Annotated in this window: 20 protein-coding genes and 1 tRNA gene; 7 read left to right on the top strand and 14 right to left on the bottom strand. The window is 53.7% G+C overall.

What is annotated here, in order from left to right:
* Positions 1–66 precede the first annotated feature (66 nt).
* The 4 genes from ACT3IC_RS07790 to ACT3IC_RS07805 all read left to right on the top strand — a co-directional run bounded on the left by ACT3IC_RS07790 (position 67) and on the right by ACT3IC_RS07805 (position 4,106).
* A complete protein-coding gene (locus ACT3IC_RS07790) occupies positions 67–1,368 on the top strand; it encodes an anaerobic C4-dicarboxylate transporter (protein ID WP_103791334.1) in 1,302 nt (433 codons plus the stop codon).
* Between the two features lie 112 nt (positions 1,369–1,480).
* Positions 1,481–1,804, top strand: a complete 324-nt coding sequence (gene cutA / locus ACT3IC_RS07795) for a divalent cation tolerance protein CutA (protein ID WP_103177933.1) — start codon at positions 1,481–1,483, stop codon at positions 1,802–1,804.
* Positions 1,780–3,483: a protein-disulfide reductase DsbD gene (locus tag ACT3IC_RS07800; RefSeq protein WP_473477031.1), complete on the top strand. Its 1,704-nt coding sequence runs from the start codon at positions 1,780–1,782 to the stop codon at positions 3,481–3,483. The genes cutA and ACT3IC_RS07800 overlap by 25 nt, the downstream gene beginning before the upstream one ends.
* Positions 3,484–3,530: 47 nt before the next feature.
* The gene (locus ACT3IC_RS07805; RefSeq protein WP_103177931.1) at positions 3,531–4,106 is read left to right on the top strand and encodes a transcriptional regulator; all 576 of its coding nucleotides are present in this window, start codon (positions 3,531–3,533) and stop codon (positions 4,104–4,106) included.
* On the opposite strand, the gene ACT3IC_RS07810 is transcribed toward ACT3IC_RS07805, so the two are convergent.
* On the bottom strand, positions 4,103–4,693 hold the full coding sequence (locus ACT3IC_RS07810; protein WP_473477034.1) for a LysE family translocator: 591 nt from the start codon (positions 4,691–4,693) through the stop codon (positions 4,103–4,105). The two genes, ACT3IC_RS07805 and ACT3IC_RS07810, sit on opposite strands and share 4 nt — an antisense overlap.
* A gap of 36 nt (positions 4,694–4,729) precedes the next feature.
* Positions 4,730–5,572, bottom strand: coding sequence for an AraC family transcriptional regulator (locus tag ACT3IC_RS07815; protein WP_103177929.1), 843 nt, complete (start codon positions 5,570–5,572; stop codon positions 4,730–4,732).
* Between the two features lie 172 nt (positions 5,573–5,744).
* Between ACT3IC_RS07815 and ACT3IC_RS07820 the strand changes: the two genes are divergently transcribed.
* Positions 5,745–5,820, top strand: a tRNA-Phe gene (locus ACT3IC_RS07820).
* A gap of 231 nt (positions 5,821–6,051) precedes the next feature.
* On the opposite strand, the gene ACT3IC_RS07825 is transcribed toward ACT3IC_RS07820, so the two are convergent.
* Positions 6,052–7,476 carry a DUF4832 domain-containing protein gene (locus ACT3IC_RS07825; protein ID WP_473477038.1) on the bottom strand — a complete coding sequence of 475 codons (1,425 nt, stop codon included), beginning with the start codon at positions 7,474–7,476 and terminating at the stop codon, positions 6,052–6,054.
* 230 nt (positions 7,477–7,706) lie between these two features.
* Here ACT3IC_RS07825 and ACT3IC_RS07830 point away from each other — a divergent pair, with 230 nt between their 5' ends.
* Together ACT3IC_RS07830 and galE are read left to right on the top strand one after the other, a co-directional pair.
* Complete coding sequence (locus ACT3IC_RS07830; RefSeq protein WP_103177927.1) at positions 7,707–8,633, top strand: glucosamine inositolphosphorylceramide transferase family protein; 927 nt, start codon at positions 7,707–7,709, stop codon at positions 8,631–8,633.
* A 120-nt stretch (positions 8,634–8,753) separates the two neighbouring features.
* Positions 8,754–9,770, top strand: coding sequence for a UDP-glucose 4-epimerase GalE (gene galE / locus ACT3IC_RS07835; RefSeq protein WP_214421521.1), 1,017 nt, complete (start codon positions 8,754–8,756; stop codon positions 9,768–9,770).
* A 40-nt stretch (positions 9,771–9,810) separates the two neighbouring features.
* Here the strand turns inward: galE and ACT3IC_RS07840 are convergent, their stop codons facing one another.
* The 11 genes from ACT3IC_RS07840 to proP form a co-directional block, all read right to left on the bottom strand.
* Positions 9,811–10,218, bottom strand: coding sequence for a hypothetical protein (locus ACT3IC_RS07840; RefSeq protein WP_103177925.1), 408 nt, complete (start codon positions 10,216–10,218; stop codon positions 9,811–9,813).
* A gap of 2 nt (positions 10,219–10,220) precedes the next feature.
* Positions 10,221–11,333, bottom strand: coding sequence for a glycosyltransferase family 4 protein (locus ACT3IC_RS07845; protein ID WP_103177924.1), 1,113 nt, complete (start codon positions 11,331–11,333; stop codon positions 10,221–10,223).
* A gap of 1 nt (position 11,334) precedes the next feature.
* Positions 11,335–12,546, bottom strand: coding sequence for a glycosyltransferase family 4 protein (locus ACT3IC_RS07850; RefSeq protein ID WP_473477042.1), 1,212 nt, complete (start codon positions 12,544–12,546; stop codon positions 11,335–11,337).
* A complete protein-coding gene (locus ACT3IC_RS07855; RefSeq protein WP_103177922.1) occupies positions 12,546–13,544 on the bottom strand; it encodes a glycosyltransferase family 2 protein in 999 nt (332 codons plus the stop codon). The genes ACT3IC_RS07850 and ACT3IC_RS07855 overlap by 1 nt, the downstream gene beginning before the upstream one ends.
* Positions 13,541–14,917: a capsular biosynthesis protein gene (locus ACT3IC_RS07860; RefSeq protein WP_473477045.1), complete on the bottom strand. Its 1,377-nt coding sequence runs from the start codon at positions 14,915–14,917 to the stop codon at positions 13,541–13,543. The genes ACT3IC_RS07855 and ACT3IC_RS07860 overlap by 4 nt, the downstream gene beginning before the upstream one ends.
* Positions 14,914–16,125, bottom strand: a complete 1,212-nt coding sequence (locus ACT3IC_RS07865) for a lipopolysaccharide biosynthesis protein (RefSeq protein ID WP_473477048.1) — start codon at positions 16,123–16,125, stop codon at positions 14,914–14,916. The genes ACT3IC_RS07860 and ACT3IC_RS07865 overlap by 4 nt, the downstream gene beginning before the upstream one ends.
* Complete coding sequence (locus tag ACT3IC_RS07870; RefSeq protein ID WP_159340245.1) at positions 16,122–18,248, bottom strand: GumC family protein; 2,127 nt, start codon at positions 18,246–18,248, stop codon at positions 16,122–16,124. The genes ACT3IC_RS07865 and ACT3IC_RS07870 overlap by 4 nt, the downstream gene beginning before the upstream one ends.
* 2 nt (positions 18,249–18,250) lie before the next feature.
* Complete coding sequence (locus ACT3IC_RS07875; RefSeq protein ID WP_103825453.1) at positions 18,251–18,808, bottom strand: polysaccharide biosynthesis/export family protein; 558 nt, start codon at positions 18,806–18,808, stop codon at positions 18,251–18,253.
* A 1-nt stretch (position 18,809) separates the two neighbouring features.
* A complete protein-coding gene (locus tag ACT3IC_RS07880; RefSeq protein WP_473477053.1) occupies positions 18,810–20,096 on the bottom strand; it encodes an outer membrane beta-barrel protein in 1,287 nt (428 codons plus the stop codon).
* Positions 20,086–21,501 carry an undecaprenyl-phosphate glucose phosphotransferase gene (locus ACT3IC_RS07885; protein ID WP_159340247.1) on the bottom strand — a complete coding sequence of 472 codons (1,416 nt, stop codon included), beginning with the start codon at positions 21,499–21,501 and terminating at the stop codon, positions 20,086–20,088. Before ACT3IC_RS07885 ends, ACT3IC_RS07880 begins: the two co-directional genes overlap by 11 nt.
* A gap of 404 nt (positions 21,502–21,905) precedes the next feature.
* Positions 21,906–23,408 carry a glycine betaine/L-proline transporter ProP gene (proP, locus tag ACT3IC_RS07890; protein WP_103177915.1) on the bottom strand — a complete coding sequence of 501 codons (1,503 nt, stop codon included), beginning with the start codon at positions 23,406–23,408 and terminating at the stop codon, positions 21,906–21,908.
* Between the last annotated feature and the right edge of the window lie 160 nt (positions 23,409–23,568).

A 23,568-nucleotide genomic window follows, 5' to 3' on the forward strand; every position in this document is an offset into this window, starting at 1 on the left:
TGTTTTTAGGCGTTACCAAAACACAACAATTTAATATCAACTTGTTAATGAGCAAGGTAGGCACTTATGTTCGGAGCAGAACTCGTCATCGTCCTGTTGGCGATATACTTAGGCGCAAGACTCGGGGGGATCGGCATCGGTTTCGCCGGTGGTCTCGGCGTACTTGTCCTCACTCTCTTTCTCCAGATTAAACCCGGCGCTATTCCGTTTGATGTAATTGAAATCATCATGGCCGTTATCGCCGCTATCGCAGCCATGCAGGTTGCAGGCGGTATGGACTACCTGGTGAGCCTGGCGGAGCGTATGCTGCGCCGTCATCCAAAATACATTACCTTCCTTGCTCCGCTGGTCACCTGGTTTATGACCATTCTGGCCGGTACTGGCCATACCGCATTCTCCACCCTGCCGGTGATAACCGAAGTGGCAAAAGAGCAGGGCATCCGTCCCTCCCGTCCGCTCTCTATTGCCGTTGTCGCCTCGCAGATTGCCATCACCGCCTCGCCCATTTCGGCGGCAGTGGTGTTCTTTGCCGGTATCCTTGAGCCGCTGGGCGTGAGCTACCTGACGCTGCTGGCGATCTGTATTCCGGTGACCCTGATTGCTGTGATGATCACCGCGGTGTTCTGTAACTTCCTCGGCGCCGAGCTGAAAGACGACCCGGTCTATCAGGAGCGTCTGGCAAAAGGCGAAGTGAAGCTGCGCGGCAGCCAGGCGTTTATCCTGAAGCCACACGCGAAACGCTCCGTGCTGCTGTTCCTGATCGGCATTGTCGCGGTGATGTTCTACGCCACCGCCATCAGCGATACCGTTGGGCTGATCAAGAACCCGGTCCTGCCGCGTAACGAAGCGATCGTGGTGTTCATGCTGACCATCGCCACGCTCATTAGTATCACCTGTAAAATCGACACCAGCGAAGTGCTCAACGCCAGCACCTTTAAATCCGGTATGAGCGCCTGCGTGTGTGTACTGGGCGTGGCCTGGCTGGGCGATACCTTCGTGAAAGCGCACATCACCGACATCCAGACCGTGGCGGGCGACCTGCTGCATAACTATCCGTGGTTGCTGGCGGTGGTGCTCTTCTTTGCCGCGACCCTGCTCTACTCTCAGGCGGCCACCACCAAGGCGCTGATGCCTGCGGCGCTGATGCTGGGCGTTTCACCGCTCACCGCCATTGCCTCTTTTGCTGCCGTCTCCGCGCTGTTTGTGCTGCCTACCTACCCGACGCTGCTGGCAGCCGTCGAGATGGATGACACCGGCTCAACCCGCATCGGTAAATATGTCTTTAACCACGCCTTCCTGATCCCGGGCGTGATCGCCATTACCCTGTGCGTGATCCTCGGCTTCATCATCGGCGGGATTGTGCTGTAAATCCTTTTTGGTTGTAAAAAGAGTTAAAGTCGGGCCGCTTAGCGGCCCGATTCATTAATGAGCAGCGTCCCGTCGTGGTATAGTGATTTTTTTGCGATAACGAGGTCGACCTGTGAACACGCCTGACACTGTTGTTGTACTCTGTACCGCCCCCGATGAAGCGACCGCTCAGGATCTGGCGGCCAAAGTCCTGGCAGAAAAGCTCGCCGCCTGTGTGACCATCCTCCCCGGCGCCACCTCCCTTTACTACTGGGAAGGCAAACTGGAACAGGAGTATGAAGTGCAGATGCTGCTCAAATCGAGCGTGGCGAAACAGCAAGCGCTCCTCGACTGCCTCAAATCGCATCACCCTTACCAGACTCCGGAGCTGCTGGTGCTGCCAGTGCTTCACGGCGATAACGACTATCTCTCATGGCTCAACGCTTCCTTACGCTAATCCTGCTGCTGTGCAGCACATCAGTCTTTGCCGGGTTGTTTGATGCACCCGGCCGCTCGAACTTCATCCCTGCCGATCGGGCTTTCGTCTTCGATTTTCAGCAAAACCAGCACGAACTGACTCTCAACTGGAATGTGAAGGAGGGATATTACCTCTATCGCAAGCAGATCAGCATCACCCCCGCTCAGGCGCAGGTCGGCAAACTCCAGTTGCCTGCTGGCGTCGCCCACGAAGACGAATTCTACGGCAAAAGCGAAATCTACCGGGGCCAGCTGTCAGTTCCCGTGACGGTGGATCAGGCCGCCAAAGGCGCCACCCTGACGGTCACTTATCAGGGCTGTGCCGACGCCGGGCTATGCTATCCACCAGAGACGAAAGTGGTGCCGCTGAGCGAAGTCAAAGCGGCTGCTGTATACGCTCCCGTCTCTCCTGAGAAGGGGAAAACGGCCCCACACAATAGCGGCAGTGAACTGCCCTTCTCCGCCTTCTGGGCCTTGCTGATCGGCATTGGCATCGCCTTCACGCCCTGCGTGTTGCCTATGTACCCGCTTATCTCCGGCATCGTGCTCGGCGGTAAGCAGCGCCTCTCTACTGCCCGCGCGCTGCTGCTGGCGTTTATCTACGTGCAGGGGATGGCGCTCACCTATACCGCTCTCGGCCTGATCGTCGCGGCGGCTGGGCTGCAGTTTCAGGCGGCGCTCCAGCATCCTTGGGTGCTCATCGGGCTGTCGATCGTCTTTATCCTGCTGGCGCTGTCGATGTTTGGTCTCTTCAGCCTGCAGTTGCCCTCGTCTCTACAAACCCGCTTAACGCTGATGAGCAACCGTCAGCAGGGCGGCTCCGTGGGGGGCGTGTTTGCCATGGGCGCCATCGCCGGGCTGATCTGCTCGCCCTGCACCACGGCGCCACTCAGCGCGATCCTGCTCTACATCGCCCAGAGCGGCAATATGTGGCTCGGCGGTGGCACGCTCTATCTCTATGCCCTGGGAATGGGTCTGCCGCTAATTCTGGTGACGGTATTCGGTAACCGTCTGCTGCCGAAAAGCGGCCCCTGGATGGAGACGGTCAAAACCGCGTTTGGCTTTGTCATCCTGGCGCTGCCGGTCTTCCTGCTCGAGCGCGTCATTGGCGATGTGTGGGGTCAGCGCCTGTGGGCAATGCTGGGCGTGGCCTTCTTTAGCTGGGCCTTTATCAGCAGCCTTAGTGCCCGCAAGCCCTGGGTCCGCATTGTGCAAATTCTGCTGCTGGCCGCCGCGCTGGTCAGCGTGCGTCCGCTACAGGACTGGGCATTTGGCGCGCCGGCCGCGCAAAGCCAGGCCCACCTGAATTTTATGCCGGTTAAGAACGTCGACGACTTACACCGCGCGCTGGCTCAGGCGCAAGGAAAGCCGGTGATGCTCGACCTCTACGCCGACTGGTGCGTCGCCTGCAAGGAGTTTGAAAAATACACCTTCAGCGACCCGCAGGTGCAAAACGCCCTGAACGATACCGTCCTTTTGCAGGCCAACGTCACGGCGAACGGTCCAGAGGACAAGGTCCTGCTGAAGGCGCTCAACGTGCTCGGTCTGCCCACCATCCTGTTTTTCAACGCTCAGGGTGAAGAGCAGCCTGCTCAACGGGTAACGGGCTTTATGAATGCCGCCGCGTTCAGTGCGCATTTGCGCAATCGCCAACCGTAAACGACACTTTAAGCGGGAAAGTACGAAAGTAGACGGAGGAATAAACCGTGCAACGTGAAGATGTTCTGGGCGCAACCCTACAGTTGCTTGAAATACAAGGGATAGCCAGCACCTCGCTAGAGATGGTTGCTGAACGTGTCAATTATCCTCTGGATGAACTACGTCGTTTCTGGCCCGATAAAGAAGCGCTCCTGTACGATGCCCTGCGCTACCTTAGCCAGCAGGTGGACACCTGGCGCAGGCAACTGATGCTTAACACGGAGCTCTCGGCGGAGCAAAAGCTCCTGGCGCGCTATTCCGCGCTCACCGAATGCGTGCGTAATCACCGCTATCCGGGCTGTCTGTTTATTGCCGCCTGCACCTTTTACCCGGATCCCGGCCACCCGATCCACCAGTTGGCCGATCAGCAAAAACGCGCCTCACATGACTTTACGCATGAGCTGCTGACCACCCTCGAAGTGGACGACCCGGCAATGGTGGCAAAGCAGATGGATCTGATCATAGAAGGCTGTCTTAGCCGGATGCTGGTGAATCGAAGCCAGGCCGATGTCGATACTGCCCAGCGACTGGCGGAAGATATCCTGCACTTCGCGCAATGTCGCAAAGGTGGGGCGCTGACCTAAGCCAGCATCCCCGCCCAGGCGGAAATGAAGAGACAGAGCGCCATCAGGCGCTGAAAACGCACCATGGCGGCAGGGGTGCGAAACAGCCTGTTTACCGCCTGCCCCAGCCATGCCCAGCACAGCAGGCAGGCCACCGAAATCAGTAAAAAGCAGAGCGCCATCAGCGCGATCTCCCGTAATGTCCCCTCTCCCGCTGGCGCAAACAGGCTGACTACCGCCAGCGCCATCATCCAGGTTTTGGGATTGATAACCTGCAATAGCGCCGCGGCACGCGCGGTGAAGCGGGTATAATTATGCCCGGATAAATTTGCCGCAGGCGCGCAAAAAAGCTGCCAGCTCATCCAGCTTAACCACAACACCCCGGCCCAGCTCATCACCTGGCGCACCAGTGGATACTGCCTCAGTATCTCGCCCGCTCCGGCCCTCGAAATCAGCACAATGGTGCTCGCTGCCGCGCAGGCGCTCACCAGCGCAGGCAGGGTCGCCTTCACGCCGTAGTGCTGACTGTTGGTCAGAATAAGGATATTGGTGGGGCCTGGGGTTATCGAGGCGACAAAAGCAAACAACAGAAACGGCAACATATTCACAGGTGGCTCCTTTTTATAAGAGCCCTGACATTGCCGTTATTTTCTGGAAACGTCTGGAAGGTTTGTGCACAACCTACGGTAGTGGGCAGGCGTAATGCGATAGGCGCGCTGGAACCAGCGCCCTAAATGGCTTTGATCGGCAAACCCCAGCGCTGCCGCTACATCGACGGGCTGATCCCCACGCGCCAGAAACTGCCGCGCTTTCGCCAGCCGCAGCTGAATCAGCCAGGCATGGGGTGCCAGGTGAAACTCGCGCTTAAAGCAACGGGTGAGTGTGAAGCGATCGGTGCCGGTCTCCCGTGCCAGATCGGAGAGGCCAATATTGTCGCCCAGGTGGGCATAGAGATAGTCCCGCGCCCGGTGCGCCACCGCCGCGCTCTGCAACTGTGAGGGCAATTTTCTGCGCCAGTAGCAATGGGAGGTCAGTTGAGAGAGCAGATTATCCATCGTGCTTTGCTGGACGATCTTCATCTCGTCAGTGTGCAGCGTCGCAAAGGTGTCGCCAATGGCGCGGACCAGTTGCGGCTCGCGGGTCAAGGTCTGCGTGAAATGCAGCGAATAGCTTCCGGGTGTCGAGTCATACAGGCCATGCAGGGTCTGGGTCAACCAGCGCTCATCGAGATAGAACGTCAGATAGGTGAAGCCCCCCGCAACAGGGGCATCACCGTCGTGGATCTCGCCCGGCTCAAGCAGAAACGCATCACCCGGATGGCTACGATGACGTTCACGACGGCAATGGAACTGCTGGGTACCGCTGAGGGTGATACCAACCAGATAGCTGTCGTGCCAGTGAGGATCAAAGGCATGCCCTTCAAAGTGCGCCTTGATCGTTTCTATTCCCGTATCCGCATGCTGTCGCAGCTCAAGCCAGTCTTTCACCGTCGCGCCCCCTTTTTCGCTGTCAGCATTGCCTGAGATAGTTTTTCTGTCTGGAAGATTTGTGCAAAATCGACGCGCAAACCGACAGATTGCCGCAAACTTAAGCAGTTGAACAGCAATTCCCGAAATAAGGTTGACGATTGTATGTGATTACGGTTTAATGCGCCTCGTTGCCCGGATAGCTCAGTCGGTAGAGCAGGGGATTGAAAATCCCCGTGTCCTTGGTTCGATTCCGAGTCCGGGCACCACTATTTAAAGAACCCGCCCAAAAGGCGGGTTTTTGCTTTCTGGAGAGCTGGACTCTTCATCGAACTACGTTCGATTATTCGCCGCAAGCGGCTCACCCCTTCGGGGCCAGCGCGACAAGCGCGCTGTTCAACGCCTCCGGCGTTAGTCCGGGTCCGGGCACCACTCTTTAAAGAAACCGCCCAAAAGGCGGGTTTTTGCTTTCCTGTGTTCTGGCTAACCCAAACCGCCCCTCACTCAATCATCACCGTCGACAGCCGGTACCAGCCATCATTGCGTTTCCCCTCGTTAGCCAGCTGAATACGCGCTTTGTTGTGTTTATCCACCAATGCCACATCCAACTGATAGCGTCCTGCCGCAAGGTTACGCGGGGTAGCCAGCTGATAAGCCGAACTGTGCCTGCCCGGCAGCCACTGACGGATATCATCCCCGGCGCAGCCCTGGGCAACCGTGCTCCCCTGATTGTCCTGCAGCCGCCAGGCCAGCGTATAACGCAGATAAACGGGCGCCACACCCTCATTTGACCATTGGCTATTGAGCGACAGGGCCTCTCCTGCATGCACGCTCGCCGGATGGGTCAGCGATACCACCCGGAAGCGATAGCCTATTTTGGCCAGCGCCTTGTCGACGATATCGCGATAGACCTTCGGTATTTCGGTAGATTTAATGTTCAGGGTGCTGGCATGCTGCGCCAGCGCCCAGTCAAAGGTGGCCTGTACCTCTTCGCGCGTATACTTCTGCTCGGTCAGCCATTCCGCCATATGACCGCAAATCTCCAGACTGACCGGCGCTTTTTTCCATGCCTCGTTGAACCCCGGCCAGGCTGACTGCGTCGCCGCGATACGTTCCGGGTAATCTTTGGCCATGTGGCTCCATGTGGGGCTGAAGTTACGCCAGTCTCCCCAGCAGTCCGCCCGCCAGCCAGCCCCTTTTTTTGCCGCATAGGCCACGGAATCATAGCCGTTAATCAACATGATTTTGGGTGTGTCAGGAAAGGCGCTGAAATGCATATCAACGTATTGGTTGAGCAGCGCGGGCGGATAGCGCTCCTGTAACGGCGGCAGGTTCGGGAAATTGCTGTTGTGCCACTCTCCCCATGCGCCGACCATCCCGATATCAATGAACGCCAGTTCCGGGTTATTGTTATAGCGCGCGCCAAATGCCTGCAGCAGGCGCCGGGCATAAGCCATATAGGTGGGGTCGTCCAGATCGGGGGCAAAGGTTTTGTGATCCGGCGTCCAGGTGCCTTTGATCCCTTTATCGATAAGCCACTGGGGGATCTCTGAGCCAGACTCCGGCCCATCGAGGATCATAAACCGCAGACCGACATTCATGGCCGGCTGATGCGCGGCCGCAGCAGCAAACCCCTCATCCACCAGCGCAAAATTGTACTCTCCTTCTCGCGGTTCCACTTCGCGCCAGTAGTAGCGTCGATACTCAAGACCCGTCGCCGGATAGTCGGCAATGCTTAAGTCCTGATCGTGAAAACGGGCAACACCGTTTCCCGGGTTTGCCAGAGGACCGCTAAGGGCGGCCGGATTCACCGTTTGTAACCTGTCTGCGCTCTCCGCCCAGGCGCCATCTGAAAGGAATAGCAGTGCTCCGGCGACCAGAAGTAACAACCGATTTTTATGGCGTGGCAGTTTGTAAATGCACATTAAATACTCCTTTCCCCAGAGTGTTACATCCAACAGAGAAGATTTTATTTCACACGATATATTCCCGGACTCACCCAATATTACTATTTCCATGCGTAAACGCTGGGCTAATGTTGATATGTTACTGCGCGGGAAGAGCGAGTGTTATGATTCACCTTTCATACTTCTGGGACTAAAGACACCGCTTATTTCTGAGTTTATTCATATTTACTCATGAGTACCATGGTAAAATGTTCAATAAAAATAACAGAATAATCAAGAAGCTGTTCTTCCATGAGTCTTGGGACATTATGGTCATCAACAGCCACGGCCAGCATGTTTTCCCGGAAAACACGCTGGATATTCTCTGTAATGCAAAAGCACGGCAGCTTGATAAAAAATATATTTTCCAGGCCGATCCTTTTATTATCGATAAAGGTGAACGGCTGTATGTTTTTTATGAAGCTTTCTCCTTCCTCACCTCAAAGGGGGTACTGCGCTGCCGTGTCCTTAATAAAGACCTGGAGGAGATAGAAGACGTTAAGCTCGAGGGGTTTGACGACTTAAAATGTCATCTCTCCTTTCCCTTCCTGTTCGAACTCGACGGCAAACTGTTTATGATCCCGGAATCGGCAGAGCGGAAAGAGGTCATTTTGTTCCAGTCGGTTGATTTTCCCGCGCGCTGGGAAAAGGTGAAAGTCCTGGTTTCCGATATGGCCGTGACGGATAACGTAATCTTTGAGCTGAATGGCGTGAATTTCATGGCCTCCACCACCATGGACAATGAGCTAGTGATCCACACCTCAGACGCTATTCTCGGTGACTGGCAGCAAATTTCTCCTGACCTGGATATCTGTAATATGCATGCCAGAGGCGCCGGAAAGCCCTACTCGATCAACGATAAAACCTACCTCTTTACCCAGGAGTGCAGTGCTGGGTTTTATGGAAAATCCATATTCATCAAGGAATTGACCAATCTGACGCCGCATAAATATGAAGAAAAGTTGGTCGGTAAAATAAGCCCGTCGATTAATAACAGTGACGGTATCCACACGTTAAACTTTACCGATAACTATATTGTCTACGATACAAAACACCTGACTTTCAGCCTACTTTCCACCCTTAAAAAGCTGGCCTATAAAGTGATGGTGAATCACCGCAAGCGTCTTTTTAGCTAAGTGACAATAGCGGTATTCAGAACTAATCTAACCAGAGTGACAGGATAAACACTGTAAAAGAGCTCCCCTGCTCCGCCACGTCAGTGCGCGGGCCACTGCTGGCTTTTTGAGGGCGTTAATATGGCGATTCTGGTTACGGGCGGTGCAGGCTATATTGGTTCACATACGGTACTGGCATTACTCGAGCGGGGAGAAGAGGTCGTTGTCATTGATAACCTTTCAAATGCCTCGCAGGAGTCATTAATCCGGGTCGCAGAATTAACGGGCAAACGGCCAATAGTCTGTATTGCTGACATTCTGGATCGCGACTCTTTAAAAAGCCTTTTCACTCAACACAGCATCACCGACGTCATTCACTTCGCTGGCCTTAAATCGGTATCTGAATCTATTGCACATCCTCTCGCCTATTATGAAAATAATGTGGCCGGGACGATGGTGCTTCTACAGGAAATGCAGCAGGCGGGTGTCGCCAGCCTTATTTTCAGCTCCTCGGCCACGGTTTATGGCAATCCCGATACCGTTCCCTTAAGCGAAAAGTCCCCTACCGGCGGTACAACTAATCCATACGGCACTTCCAAGCTGATGGTGGAGCAGATTTTGCGAGATTTCGCGGCGGCGCAACCGCAATTCAGGATCACTTGCCTGCGCTATTTTAATCCGGTGGGGGCGCATCCTTCCGGACGCCTGGGAGAAGATCCAAACGGGATCCCCAATAATCTTGTACCCTATATTTCTCAGGTCGCTATCGGCAAGCTGGCGTGTCTGACCGTCTTTGGCGATGACTATCCCACGCCTGATGGAACGGGCATCCGTGATTATATTCATGTGATGGACCTGGCCCACGGCCACCTGGCGGCGTTGGATCATAAAGACGAAGGGGACGCCTTCAAGGTCATCAACCTCGGTACCGGCGTCGGTTATTCGGTGATTGACCTGATCAAAGCATTCGAAAAAGCGGCGCAGACCAGAATCAATTACCGCATCGTTGGCAGGCGATCCGGCGATGTGGCAGAGTGCTGGTCAGATTCATCGCTGGCGCGCCAGCTTCTCGGATGGCAGGCGACGCGCAATTTAGATGAGATGATGCGCGACGCCTGGAACTGGCAGAAGAACAACCCCGACGGCTATAACGCCTGACTACCGGCAGGGTAAACAGGGGCCATATGGCTCCTGTTAATTACTGATATTTCAGGTTGAGCCACCAGTCCCAGATCCCGACGTGAAAGTGCTGGAACAGGTCTATCCCCAGGGCTGATTTGATCATATAGAGCGTCAGCAGCACGCAACACAGCAGGAACAGCGTGGCAAACAGAATGAGAAAAGTGACCACGATACGCGACAGCTTTGACTCCGGGCGCGACCGCGTGCGGAGATCCCGCCCCAGTAAAAACACCATATAGAGGCGTTTGCCGAAGAAAGGGAAACTTTTACGGATATCGATCCGGTGCCGCGACGCCAGGGTGATCGAGACGATCGCGCTCTCGATCTCCTCTTTTTGCTCAGGCGTCAGCTGAGCGGTCACGTTCTTATCAAGCACTTCGTAAAAACGATCGATAACGATCGGGTTTCTGGGCTTACTGGTCAATTTTAACCTATTGATTTGTCTAATTTGTGGTAAATGGAGACGGTTTTCCTGGCGATTTCATCCCAGTTGTAACGCTTCAGAAAATCGCCGTAATCAACGCGGGGCAAATGCGCCTGGCTTGCCATTTTTGCTGCTAAATCAGCAACGTTTCCCAGCTTAAAACTGGTCTCATCCGGCAAACCGACCTCAAGGTTCGGCAGGATATCGCTCACCACCACTGGCAGGGAATAGGACATCGCCTCAAGTAGCGCAATGGGTAAACCCTCATGGTACGATGGCATCACAAAGAGCGACGCCTGAGAGAAGACAACCTGCAACGCCTCGCCCTTTAAAAACCCCGTCATCACCACGCCAGGCGTGTCAAACGCGAGCTGTTTCAAACGCAAACTGTATTCCGAGGGATGATCCGCATCTCCCACCAGCACCAGCGGCAGCGTCAGGCCTGACTGTTGGTATGCGGCGATGGCATCATGCATCCCCTTCTCTTCCACAAAGCGCCCGACCATCACGATATAGCGCTCGGGCTGCAGCTCGTAGCGCCCGAGGATCTTATCGATCGTCTCTTTATCCAGCGGGCCCGGCACGTTAACCCCGTTGTAGATCAGATGTGCATCATAACGGTGGTATTTCTGCTGGATCAGCTGGTTGATCACCTCGGAGATCACAATCACTTCGTGGGCATACTTCACCGCCACTTTCTCGCCGAGCATCAGGATTTTTTTCGCCATCTTGCCCCACTTCTGGCGATCGTAATCCGGCCCGTGATGGGTAAAGACCACGCGTTTACCCAGCAGGCGTAACAGCGGCACCACGAGACCCGGCCCGATGGCGTGAACATGAACAATATCGGATCGATCGACGAATGTCCTCAACGCAGCAATAACAGAGTGCACAATGGCCTCAAAACTGCGTTTTTTGGGCGCCCACAGCGCCAGGGTCTCCACGTTTTTGTAGCGTGAGCGCCGGTAGGGTACGTAGGGTGACCGGGCAATGACGCAAATCTCCACCTCATACTGCTGGCGGATAGCCGGGTAGAGATTCTGACAATGGGTTTCGACGCCGCCTAAGACATCCGGGATGCCGCGGGTACCCAACACCGTGATTTTTTTTGCCATGTTATCGCCCGTCGAGCAGCTCGCGGTAGAGCGCCTGCAACGTCTCCATGTGCTTACGCAGTGAGTATTTCTGGCAAAGTCTTTCGCGGCCTTTCTGCCCCATCTCCCGGGCCTGCTGCGGGTTTTCCGCGATCTCGTCCAGCGCATCGGCCAGATCCTGAGCGTTGCCAGGTTCAAACAGCAATCCTTCAATACCGTGTCGTATCTGCTCCGGGATGCCGCCAATTCGGGCCCCCACCACCGGGCGGGCGAACGACATCGCCTCCAGTACCGCCATGGAGCAGTTCTCATAACATTCAGAAGGCAGCACCACCGCCCGGGCATGTTTAATCAGCGCATCCAGCTCCGGCCCTTGCTGCACATAGCCGAGGAACTCCGCATGGGGGAAGGTTTTTACCATGTCGTCATACAGCGGCCCGTGGCCGACCAACTTTAACGGCATTTTATTCCGCATAAGCTGATGCGCCTGGGTCAGCGTCGGCACCCCTTTTTCACGGCTCAGGCGGCCAACGTAGAGCAGATAGCCTTCGTCCGGGCCCTCTTCCGACTGCTGACTATCGTCAATACCGTTCACGATGACATCGATACGGGAGTCCGGCAGCGAGCGCCTCAGCTCGTTACGCAGAAATTCGCTCGGGGAGACAATCACGTCCAGCGCCTGATAATTTTGCGCGATGTACTGCCAGGTCGCTTCTAAGGACAGCAGCAAACTCTTCGCCGCCGAGCCCTCCTGGCAGCGATAGCGAAACGCATTAAACACGCTGCCCGTCACGCAGGCATCACATACCTTGCCGTCACGCAGCATAGAGTAGGAGGGACACATAATTTTATAGTCGTGAGCGGTTAGCACCGTCTTACAGCCGAAATCCCGGGCGACTTTAATCAGCGCAGGCGTCAGCTGATGATAAATATTGTGGAAATGGACGATCTCCGGGCGCGTCTGTTGCAGCAGCGCCACCATTTTTTTGCACGCCTCCCGGTTGTGAATAAAGCTGATGGCGGTTTTTGCCCCCGCCAGCAGGCCGCCCTCTTTGTGATAATCCACATTAGTGACGAAGTAGTCCGCATAGTCAGAGGGAAAATTTTTCTCGTGCTGCATTGAGAAATCAATTACCTCCACCCCGGCCTCTTTCAGCATGTTACGTTCCTGAAAATAGACCGTTTCAGCTCCTCCTTTAATAAAGAAGAACTTATTCACCAGTAAGACTTTCATTACTCTACCTGCTCATGAATAACTTTATTGCCCGGTGGCACCCTGGGATCGCGAAGGGGGTGGAAAAGGCCTTTAACCAGCCCGGCAGAGAGCACCGCCAGATTAATCACGCTGTTGAGGCCGTTTTTTAATGAGCGGTTGCGAATGGTTTTCAGCAGGATGAAGGCCAGCAACGGCAGCAGCGCAATGTCGATCAGGCTGACGTCGAAAGTGAAGAACACAATCAGAACGATAAAGATGTAACTTGCGAAAATCACTTCGTTTTTCACCAGCATCAGCGCATCGCGAAACCAGGGCTTGCCCCATGCGCTGCGCAGCAGTTCTCCCGGCGCCTGATGAAACCCGCTTTTCCAGCGATAGCGCAGCATTTTAAAGGTCGGCATGGTGTAGGAGGTATGGCGGAAATAGGGCACGTTCAGGCGATGCAGTTTGTAGCCCGCGGTCAGCAGGCGAATGCCCAGCTCCGCCTCTTCATAGGCGTGCAGGCTGCGGTTGGTCAGATAACCGATGTCGGCAATCGCCGACAGGCGATACAGGCCGCCACCACCTAAATGGTCGCAGTCGCCCAGCGGATAGATCTTATTGATGCGCTGTTTGCGGGAGGTAAACTCATAGTTTGAGGCGTCGTCCATCTCCACCGTGCCGGCCACGCCAGCATAGCCAGGATTTTCCTGCAGAAACGCCACCGCCCGATCGATAAAGCCCGGCTCCAGCTCCATATCGCCATCCATCAGCAGAATGAACTCCCCTTCGCTGTGAAGGTAGCCCAGCTGATGCCCGACACCGCAACAGCGGTCTGCCGGTTCGGTTAACGACACCACCATCACCCCTTTATCGCTGGCCAGCTGCTGGGTGTTATCCGTAGAAAGACTGTCGGCAACGATAATTTTATGCGGATACTCAACGATCTGGCTGCGAATACTGTCGATGGTTTTCTCAATACACTCGGCTTCGTTAAACGTTTTAATACTTACGGTAATAAACGGTTTGTACATCAATAGAGCCCCGTATAACGGCGTACGGTCCGGCGGATAATCAAGCTGGAACCTAAAGATAAATAGAATAAGAATTGCAGCATTGGCACGATCATCAGTATCTGACTGTAGGGCAGACTAAGCAGACAGGCGATGGCAAAAACATTAAATGCCGGTGCAAAGCTCAGAAGGTGGAGATCTTGTTTATCAATTTGGTCAACGGATAACAGAGGTTCAGGCTGAACCACTTTCAGTATATAAACAAATAGCCCAATAAATATAAGCGTGCCCACCACGCCCACTTCCCAGAGCAGCATACTCATGGCGGTACTGTCGAGGATCAGGTTATAGACCTGATTCAGGAAACCTGGCGAGAGGAAGCTACCGCTGTTGGTGGCATTCAGCCCGTAGCCGAACAGCGTGCCCGGCAGCCCCGACAGGTCGTTATGCTGGAGCCAGAACGTCAGGGTAGTAAAACGCCCGATCTCCCCGCCTGGCAAGATGAAATTCGGGTCGAAAATATAGCTGAGTGAACCAAAGAAAACCGTGAACGGGTTCTCCGACATATCGATGCCATAAGCGGCGGTATAGCTGTAGGCGAGAATGACAATGGCCAGCCCGATTAACAACACCATCGCCACCAGAATGGAGAGCAGCACGGCTAAATTCACCCGACTCGCCTCTTTGACCCAGGAGGGCATAAGCCACACCCAGCCCAGCAGCAACGGCGACAGCAGGATCACGAATTTCACTTCACCAATAATGCACATCACAAACCCCAGCGCGATATGCAACGCCATGTTTTTAAAGCTGGTCAGCCCATGCTTATACTCCGAGACCTTCAGCAGCATGATCAGCAGACAGAACAGCCCCATCGCCGCGGTGTTGCCGCCACCCATCGGGTCACCACCGAACGTCCCCACCACGGAGTCCCATTTTTCCTCTTCGCCGTGTAACGCCACGCGCTGCGGCACCACAAAGAGGAGCTGGTAGAGCGCAACCGGGAACTGGATATAAAAAATCCAGTACAGGCCGCGCGTCACCTGATAGATCTGCGATTCCCGGCAGAAGCCCAGCAGAAGGCAGAGCATCACCAGCGAGAGCGCAATCTCATTCTTAAACCCGATAAGGGTAATCAGCGCCCCGCCCTGGAACAGGGTCGAAATCCCCGCCAGCACGATAAACGAGAGATACAACGTCAGAACAATCGCTTCCTGCGCATCCAGCCGCACGGGTTCATGGCGGGTTTGCAGCACGAGGAAACCGGCCATCAGCATCGTCATGAAGAAGGGGAGCCACAGCACCGCCAACTCACCGGTGAAGTACTGCACCAGCCCGATGAAGATGAGGGTCAGCAGGGTGAAGGTTTGTAAGTAATGTCCGGTATTAAGATTCATGATGCCACTGACCCGTTTTTCAGAATGTCGGCGCGCTTATTCACCTTCAGGTAGATGAAGGCGTAGCGAATGAACGTCAGAATCGAAAATAAGATGATGGAGGTCGCATAGTCATTGTAAAAATAGGGCACAACGAGGAACGCGATAACCACAATCGCCAGTTGTTCAAGCTGGATCCGCAGGAAGTAGCGGTGCGAGCCGAAAATCAGTTCAATCACCGTCAGCGGACAGACCGCCAGCGCCGGGAAGAGGTAGGGCAGCATATAGCGCGAGGTCGGGACGGAGGCGATCCACTCCTCGCTGAAGCCCAGATTCATCACAATCGGATAGAAGATGAAGACCCCCAGCGTGCAGATCACCCCCAGCACCAACAGCAGCAGACGGACCTTTGTGTACTCTTCGTAGTTGAAGACGTTGTTTCTGAAATCTATCGACCATTTCGAGAAAATGGTGTTCCGCACCGCATTGCCGACAATCACCACCGGGGCCAGACAGAAGCGGCTCACCACCGAGAAATAGCCCGCCGTTAAGGCCGAGAACCAGAAGTTGATGAGCATAATCGGCAGGTTGTTATTAGCCATCGCCAGCACTTCGGCACTGCCCACTTTGGTAATGTGGTGGATATTTTTTTTCAGGAACGCCAGGTTACTGGAGGGCCACAGGTGACGCAGGGTGACGGTGCGAATATCAAACGCCCGCAGAATGCAGGCGCTGGTCAGCGCCATCATCAGGATCGCCCACATCCAGTAAAACGCCATCACCTGGTGGGTGAGCAGCACGGAGACCACCACCACCACCGAGACGGAGATGCGTTGCACCACCAGAAAGCGAAAGTTTGCCGTACGCAGCGACAGGTTCTCGGCGACCAGCACCCAGGTATTCGAGAGCGTGAGCAGGTAAAGAAAGAGCATATTCTGGTGAAACAGCCAGCCCGTCAGCACCGCATAAGGAATGGCGATGGTCAGGCTTTGCAGGAGACAAAACACCACATTCTGGGCCAGCTCGTCATCCTGTTGTCTGGGGATCAACAGCTGCGAGGCAAAGGTGCAGACCTGCGCCCCAATCAGGGCAATACTGTAGTTGAGCGCGTAGAGCCCCACTTCGCCAAGATCGTACTTATGCGAAATGAGCCAGATCGACAGGGCACCAATCAGCTGTGAAATAACTGATGACCCTGCGATCGTGGAGGCGCTCTTGAGAAGACTCATGCCCGGCCTGTGTTATTCATCAGTTCATGCGTATGGTAGTTAAGTGAACGCAGTCCCTCTTTACTCTCCAGATTTTTATCCACGACCTGGTTCAGCACGCCGCCGATAATCACATTGTGGTGGTGGGTCGCTTTCTCAATCGCCGGTCCAGTGGTGTCGGCAGTGTTCAGACCCGCTTTGAGGACAAAGATCAGGCCGTCCGTTACCTGGTTAACCAGTTGCACTTCCTGGCTCTGATTCACTGCGGCGACATCGACAATGATGCGCTGGTAGCGGCTACGCAGCGAATCAATCAGCGGTTTTAACCGTTCAGGCGACAGCAGCAGCAGCGCCGAGACCGGCGTATTGCCGCGCGGCAGGAAATCGAGATTATCGTTTATTTTCACCAGCACGTTGTCGGTCGCGTTGTCGCCGCGCAGTACTTCTGCCACGCCAGGCGCCTTCGGTGAGCCCAGCTCGCCCGACAGCCCGTCGCTGTTAAAGAAGTCCATATCGATTAGCAGCGTTTTCTGGTCGAAGCTGAAGGAGCTCGCCAGCAGATTCGCCAGCAGCGTCCGTCCCTCTCCACCCTCCGCCGACGTCACGGTAATCACCTGCAGCGGATGGCTGCTGAGCATGATCTGAGTGCGCATACTGTGAATAACGTCCGCGTTCAGCGGATCGCTCATCATCAGATCGCGGATTTTGCTGCGTCCTCCCACCCCCTTGAAGCGGCGGATCTCACCCAGCGGCATCAGATTCAGCCGTTTTTGCATCTGGCTCAGGCTGTTCACCGACTTGTCCGTGGCCGTTTTCACCATGATGTACATCACGTAGAAGAGCATCACCAGCAGCACAATCATCAGCATCAGCAGCGGCTTGTTCGGTTTAGCCGGCTGCGCTGCGGGCACGGCAGGATCGTAGATCTCCGCATCCGCATCGGAATAAGAGCCGGGTAGTGCCAGCTCCTGCGTGCGCTGATAGGCCATCTTGTACATCTCTTCCGTTTTATCCAGCGCCAGCTTGAGATCGTTGTAGCCGTCACGCTTCAGGGAGAGCTTCTGGAAGTTCGCTTTCTGCTCTTCCAGCTGCTTCTGGTAATTTTTTTCGTCCGCCAGCGCCGCCTCGTAGGTCTGGCGTATTCCTGCCTCCTGCTCCCTGAGCGTCATCGCCGTTTGCGCCTGAATGGCACTGATACGCGCCCGGGCCTGGATCACTTTGTCATGCTGGGGACCGTAGGATTTCTCCAGTTGGGAAAGCTCGCTGTTGGCCTGGATCAGGGCAATGCGTAGATCCTGGATCTGGGCGTGATTTGAGATAGATGGCAGTGAAATGACCTGCCCCCGCGAGCCACCGGAGCGGATTTCGTTATAAACAGACTCCGCCGCTACCCGGCGCTCGGTCGCGTTTGCCAGGCGGTTGGTGATAATGCCCATCTGCTCCGTTTCAAAGCCATCAACGCCACGGAAGGTTAGCAGCCCCTCTTTTGCCAGATAGCTATCCAGCGCACTCTTTTGCTGCACCATTTGCTGCTGGAGTTCCTGCAGCTTCTGCTGGTTATCTTCTCTCGCCTTCGCTGTTTTTTGCTGCTTGAGCGCAAGGGTGTAATTAATAAACGACTCCGCCACGCCATTGGCGATATCCGCCGCCAGCTGTGGCGAGGTGGATTCATAGGAGACGGTAGACAAATGGGTCGTACGCACGTTGCTGATCGTCAGATCCTTCTGCAGCGTTTTCAGGGCATGATCAACCCGCTGCTGTTCATTTGCAGGCGTTGCGCTACTGCCAGACCCCTCACCGTTAAACGCCGGGTTTTGATCGAGTTTTAGCGTGCGGATGGCTTGCTCAAGCACCACGCGCGATTGCATCAGCGCGTTTTGCGTTTCGTAGTACCCGTTACGGGTGGAGTCATAGCCTTCCACTTTCTGGAAAGGTGAAACATTGTCCGGCTGAGCTTTAATCAGTACCGTGGCAGTGGAAACATACTTCGATGACATCAAACTCATTAATGGCCAGGCAATCGCCCCGGCAATCACGCCGGAGAGAACGATTTTCCAGGAGTTCTTTTTAATTTCTCTGGCAAATCTGGCGATATCGATAGCGCTTTCTCGCTTTTTGCCATTTTCCACTATTGATAGTTTCATGGTCAGAAGAACCCTATGCCAATAATTACGAGATCGCCCGGGAGAACGGAGTGGGTAACATCAACATTTTCGAGTAACTCACCGGAGGATGATTGACGAATGCTGAGATCCGTACGGTCTGCCCGGTCGGTATAACCCCCCGCCAGCGCGATGGCTTTTTCCACGGTCATACCCGGCTCATAGGAATAGCCATTGGGGTTCTCAACTTCACCAGAGATATAGAACTTACGGAATTCGGCGATATTTACGGTCACCATGGGATTAAGCACAAAGCCATTACGCAGGCGTTGCGTAATCTCTGCATCGACCTGGCTTGCGGTTTTGCCCTTTAATTCCAGCTTGCCAATATAGGGGTAATTAATAGCCCCACTATTATCAAGTACTACTTTCATGGTCAGGTCAGGTTGACCGGCAACGTTAATGTTGACGATATCCCCTGAGCCCAGTAAATAATTTGCTGTATCGACCACACTATTGTCCTTTAACGTCGGCTGCGGTGATTTGCAGCCAGCAAAAAGGACACTGAGAAGTAAAAACGCGCACAGTTTCATTATTTTCATTTTAAATCTGAACCTTAGCTGTAAGCATAATCAAAGATTGATCGTAGCCCAACGTTTCAGTCACCACGCGATCGTCGTTAGGGCCGATGGTAAACGTATCGGTATCTTTATTAGACTTAAGCGTATCTAGATGATATTGCACACCAAAGTTAATCGATGGTGTGAGGTCATAACCTACAATAAATGAAAACACGCCATTCTTATCGTGACGGTCCTTGTCCTGATCTTTGTAGTCTTCTGTAATGTATGCGTAATCAAGCAACGTCGTTAACCGGTTATTCATCCAAAAATGTTTGTATGAAACGCCGTACTCCGTGACTAAATTATATCCTCCCGCTTCGGAAGGGTCTTTAATACTTTGGGATGTTCTTAAGGTAAAAAGCGACTGTTGGAGAGGTCGCCATTCACCCAGAATATCCCAGTTAATCCCGTTAAAATCCTTCGATCCAGGGTTATTTTCAAAGGTTTTATAAAGCCACGACACGTTCATATCAACGTTCGTTTTGCCCGTCAGCTGCGACTGAATGCCATAACGCAAATAGTATTCATTACTGTCTTTTTCTGACGCATGGCCATAGCGAAACTGGTTGGTAATAAAACTATAGCGAAAACGCGTCTTAGATGTGTATTGATCGAAAATTTCTGCGATCAGCGTATTTTCGTCCCACTCCTGTTCGCGGATATACTGTGCAAAGTCCTCATCCTTGCTTTCAACCTGGCCGGTATTGCCGAAGGTCCACTTGCGGTGTATCAACGCCAGGTCTGCTCTTCCACGGCCATCTGGCGCACCGTAACTATAGCGCAGCTCACCGTTGAACAAATTGGTGGTTAACGGTGACCTCACGCCAAATTGCCGGAACTGTTCGGGCAGGAACCCTTCCGTCACGCCGCGCCCGCGCTCCTCATGGCCAAGGGAATCTTCCAGATTCAGGGTCAGGCCATGCATCAGCCCAAATCGCCAGTCGCCTTTAAAGCGAAAAAAGTGATCGTCATAATCATCCGCAGAATCGCTCGAGTAGTGGCGATAATCCCCGGAGTACATCAGCAGGTACTTATCCTGGCCCCGCTCCCCGTTCATGCTCAGGACCGGCTTGAGCCCCTGGAAGTCGGAGCCTTTTTCGTCGCTGTCGTGAGGCTGGAAAGTCACGTTATCGTTATGCCCATAATCCACAGCGACGTTGCTCTGAAAGTCGATGCCCGCCCAGCCGATGTGTGATTTTGGCGTTAATTCTGCTAACGCGACCGGAGACGCTATCATCCCAGCGATAATAATTATTTTAGTATGCATTCTTACCGACAAATCCCTTAAAAATGGTTTTAATGATGATTTTTATATCTAACCAAAAGGACCAGTTCTGAATATATTCAATGTCGTACTGGACTCGCTTTTCCATTTTATATAGCGCATCAATTTCGCCACGATAGCCATTAATTTGCGCTAAACCTGTGATCCCAGGCTTTACTTTATGGCGAATCATGTAGTTTTCGACCTGCTTACGGTAAAGCTCGTTGTGCGCCACAGCATGAGGCCGCGGGCCGACAATCGACATATTTCCTTGAATAACATTGATGAACTGCGGTAGTTCATCCAGAGACGTCCGACGTAAGAATGCTCCAAAGCGCGTGACCCGGGGGTCATCTCGTGTCGCCTGTATCACCGTGTCGGTATTTTCCATGACTTTCATGGTCCGGAACTTCCAGACTTTGATCTTCTGCCCGCTCAGACCATAACGATCCTGTTTAAAGAAAACCGGGCCGCGCGAGGTGAGCTTGATGCCGATGGCAATGACGATCATTAACGAGACAATCATTACCATAATCGCGCTGCCCAGCACCAGATCTTCTGCGCGTTTAATAAACGAACCTCCGCCATCCAGCGGCGAAGTGAAAATACCGATCGTTTGTAAGTTATGGATAGAGCGTATCTGCGATGTATTGGTACTGTAAGCGTAAAAGTCTGGCACGATGTAGGTATTGACAGTGGTATCAGACATCATGGCTAAAAAATGGCGTATACGCTGCAGCGCCACCATCGGCAGGGCGATGTAGATTTCATCCACTCTGCCCGCCTTCGCCTCCTCTACCAGCTTGATCACCGGCCCGTTATAAGGACTGGTAATTCTTTTCGCCAGTTCACCCAGCCGCTCCGGGCCACGTTCATCATAGAAGGCCAGCTCCAGCTGCACGTCCGCATATTCCAGCCGCAGGGCCTTTTCCGCCGCCAGGCCGTTATCGGTGATACCGATAATCGCCACTCTGATACGTTTTTTAGTCGACAGCTTAAAGATAATCAGCCGGCTCACGTAAAGAAAAGGGATCGGCGAGGCATACCAGAGCGGCATTGCCGGGATATTGCGCACATCAATAAAGCTCAGATAACCTAAAGAATATAATTTCGCGACTAAAAGGCGCACCATGCCGATAAACAGGATGGCCAGAAACGCCGTCAGAAGAAGACGCCGCTGGTTGCGTAATTTGTTGTTTTTAGGCCGATACAGATAACACTCTGTGTACTCACCAAACAGTAAAAACGAGATGGAGTACAACAAGCTGATCAAAATCACAGTGTCGAAAGACTCCATTTTCAACCACCAACCACTCAGCATCAAAATTAAATTAATTGAGAAGAAATCAATTAATTTAATGAATACTGAGTAACCTCCATGGATGATCTTCTGCGAATTTCTCAGCATGTCCTGACCTACTTATAATTAAGCATCGGTATTATTTTTTTGTGCTAATTGCACTAGTAAGCGTAATAAAAATAATAAAATGCTGTTTCGCGCAAGGATACGTTACCGAAAAGATTCAGCATCTCAGGGTCTGTCTGCATTCACAACTACATTGGTGTTGAACCCGGCATACACTTCTCTCATAGCGCTCAAAGCGTCGATTTTTTAGAGGCATCTGCTTGTATACAGCGTAAGCACTATTCAATCAAAGCGCCAATAAACTTTAGTCGTATTCCTTTTCGGTATGAAAAAAAACGATTACGCAGGCAAAATCAGGAAAACCATAGAAAATATGATCTACCTTATATGCTGTGACGTTATGGTGACAAAAGACGCAAAACCCGGCCGAAGCCGGGTTTTGTTATTTACTCATTGATGCGGGGATGTTGATCGACCAGTCGGGAACGCTTCGCCTGCAGTTGCGCAATTTCAGCATCGATATCTTCTATCTTCTGCTCAATGTTGTCGTGGTGCTCACGCAGGATCTCTTTCGCTTCCTGAAGGTCAGACGCAGCAGGCGTCGCCCCTTTCAGCGGCAGGTTCGCCGTCTCTTTCATATAAATGCCGGTTACCAGACCGATGACCGCTATCACCATCAGGTAGTACGCTGGCATCATCAGGTTCTGGGTACTCTCCACCAGCGACGCCGCCAGCGTAGGGGTCAGACCGGCGATCAGCACCGAGATATTAAACGCCGCCGCCAGTGCGCTGTAACGAATGTGCGTCGGGAACATCGCCGGCAGGGTGGAGGCCATCACGCCGATAAAGCAGTTAAGGATCACCGCCAGCATCAGCAGGCCGGCAAAAATCAGCCCGATCACATTGCTGTTAATCATAATGAAGGCAGGGATAGCCAGCGCGAACAGCGCGACACTGCCAAAAATAATGAAGGGGCGACGGCCAAAGCGGTCGCTCAGCAGACCCATGATCGGCTGGACAAACAGCATGCCCACCATAATGGCGATGATAATCAACACGCCGTGATCTTCCGAGTAGTGCAGGTTATGCGACAGATAGCTCGGCATATAGGTCAGCAGCATGTAATAGGTCACGTTGGTGGAGATCACCATACCGATACAGGTCAGCAGGCTGCGCCAGTGTTTGGTGGCAATTTCTCTGAACGAGACTTTCGGTCCATCCTGCAGCCCTTCGCGATCGCCCTGCTCCAGCTTATCAACATGCTGCTGGAACGCCGGGGTCTCTTCTAAGGCGTGACGCAAGTAGAGGCCGATAATGCCCAACGGCAACGCCAGGAAGAACGGAATACGCCAGCCCCAGGAGAGGAAGTTCTCTTCGCCCACCACGGTGGAGAGCAGCACCACTACGCCCGCGCCCAGCACGAACCCGGCAATGGAGCCAAAGTCGAGCCAACTGCCCATGAAGCCGCGCTTACGGTCCGGGGAGTATTCGGCGACGAAGATCGACGCCCCAGTATATTCACCCCCGACCGAGAAGCCCTGTGCCATCTTACAGAGCAGCAGCAGGATCGGCGCCCAGATGCCAATACTGGCGTACGACGGGATCAGACCAATACAGAAGGTGCTGACCGACATAATCACAATCGTGATGGCGAGGATTTTCTGACGGCCATACTTGTCCCCCAGCATCCCGAAGAACAGGCCACCCAGCGGTCGGATAAGGAAAGGAACAGAGAAGGTCCCGAGGGCGGCAATCATCTGCACGCTGGGATCGGCATCGGGGAAGAAGACTTTACCTAGCGCATAGGCCACGAAGCCATACACACCAAAATCGAACCATTCCATCGCATTACCGAGCGAGGCGGCGGTGATCGCTTTACGCAGTTTGCCGTCGTCAATAATGGTGACGTCGCGCAGGGTGATCGGTTTAACTTTTTTCCTTTTAAGCATTGCTATCCTCATAGACTAAGCCCAGTCCTCACCACAGCGCTGAAAAATGCGCTTTATGGAACCCGGGAAGCGCTTCATGCGCATTCTCGTCTCTCAAGCGTAGCAGGTTTACTTACACTGACCTTTCGGACCGGTACAACCGAACCTGTTGACGCCTGTC

This window comes from Leclercia sp. GHBNCSD, assembly GCF_055805075.1.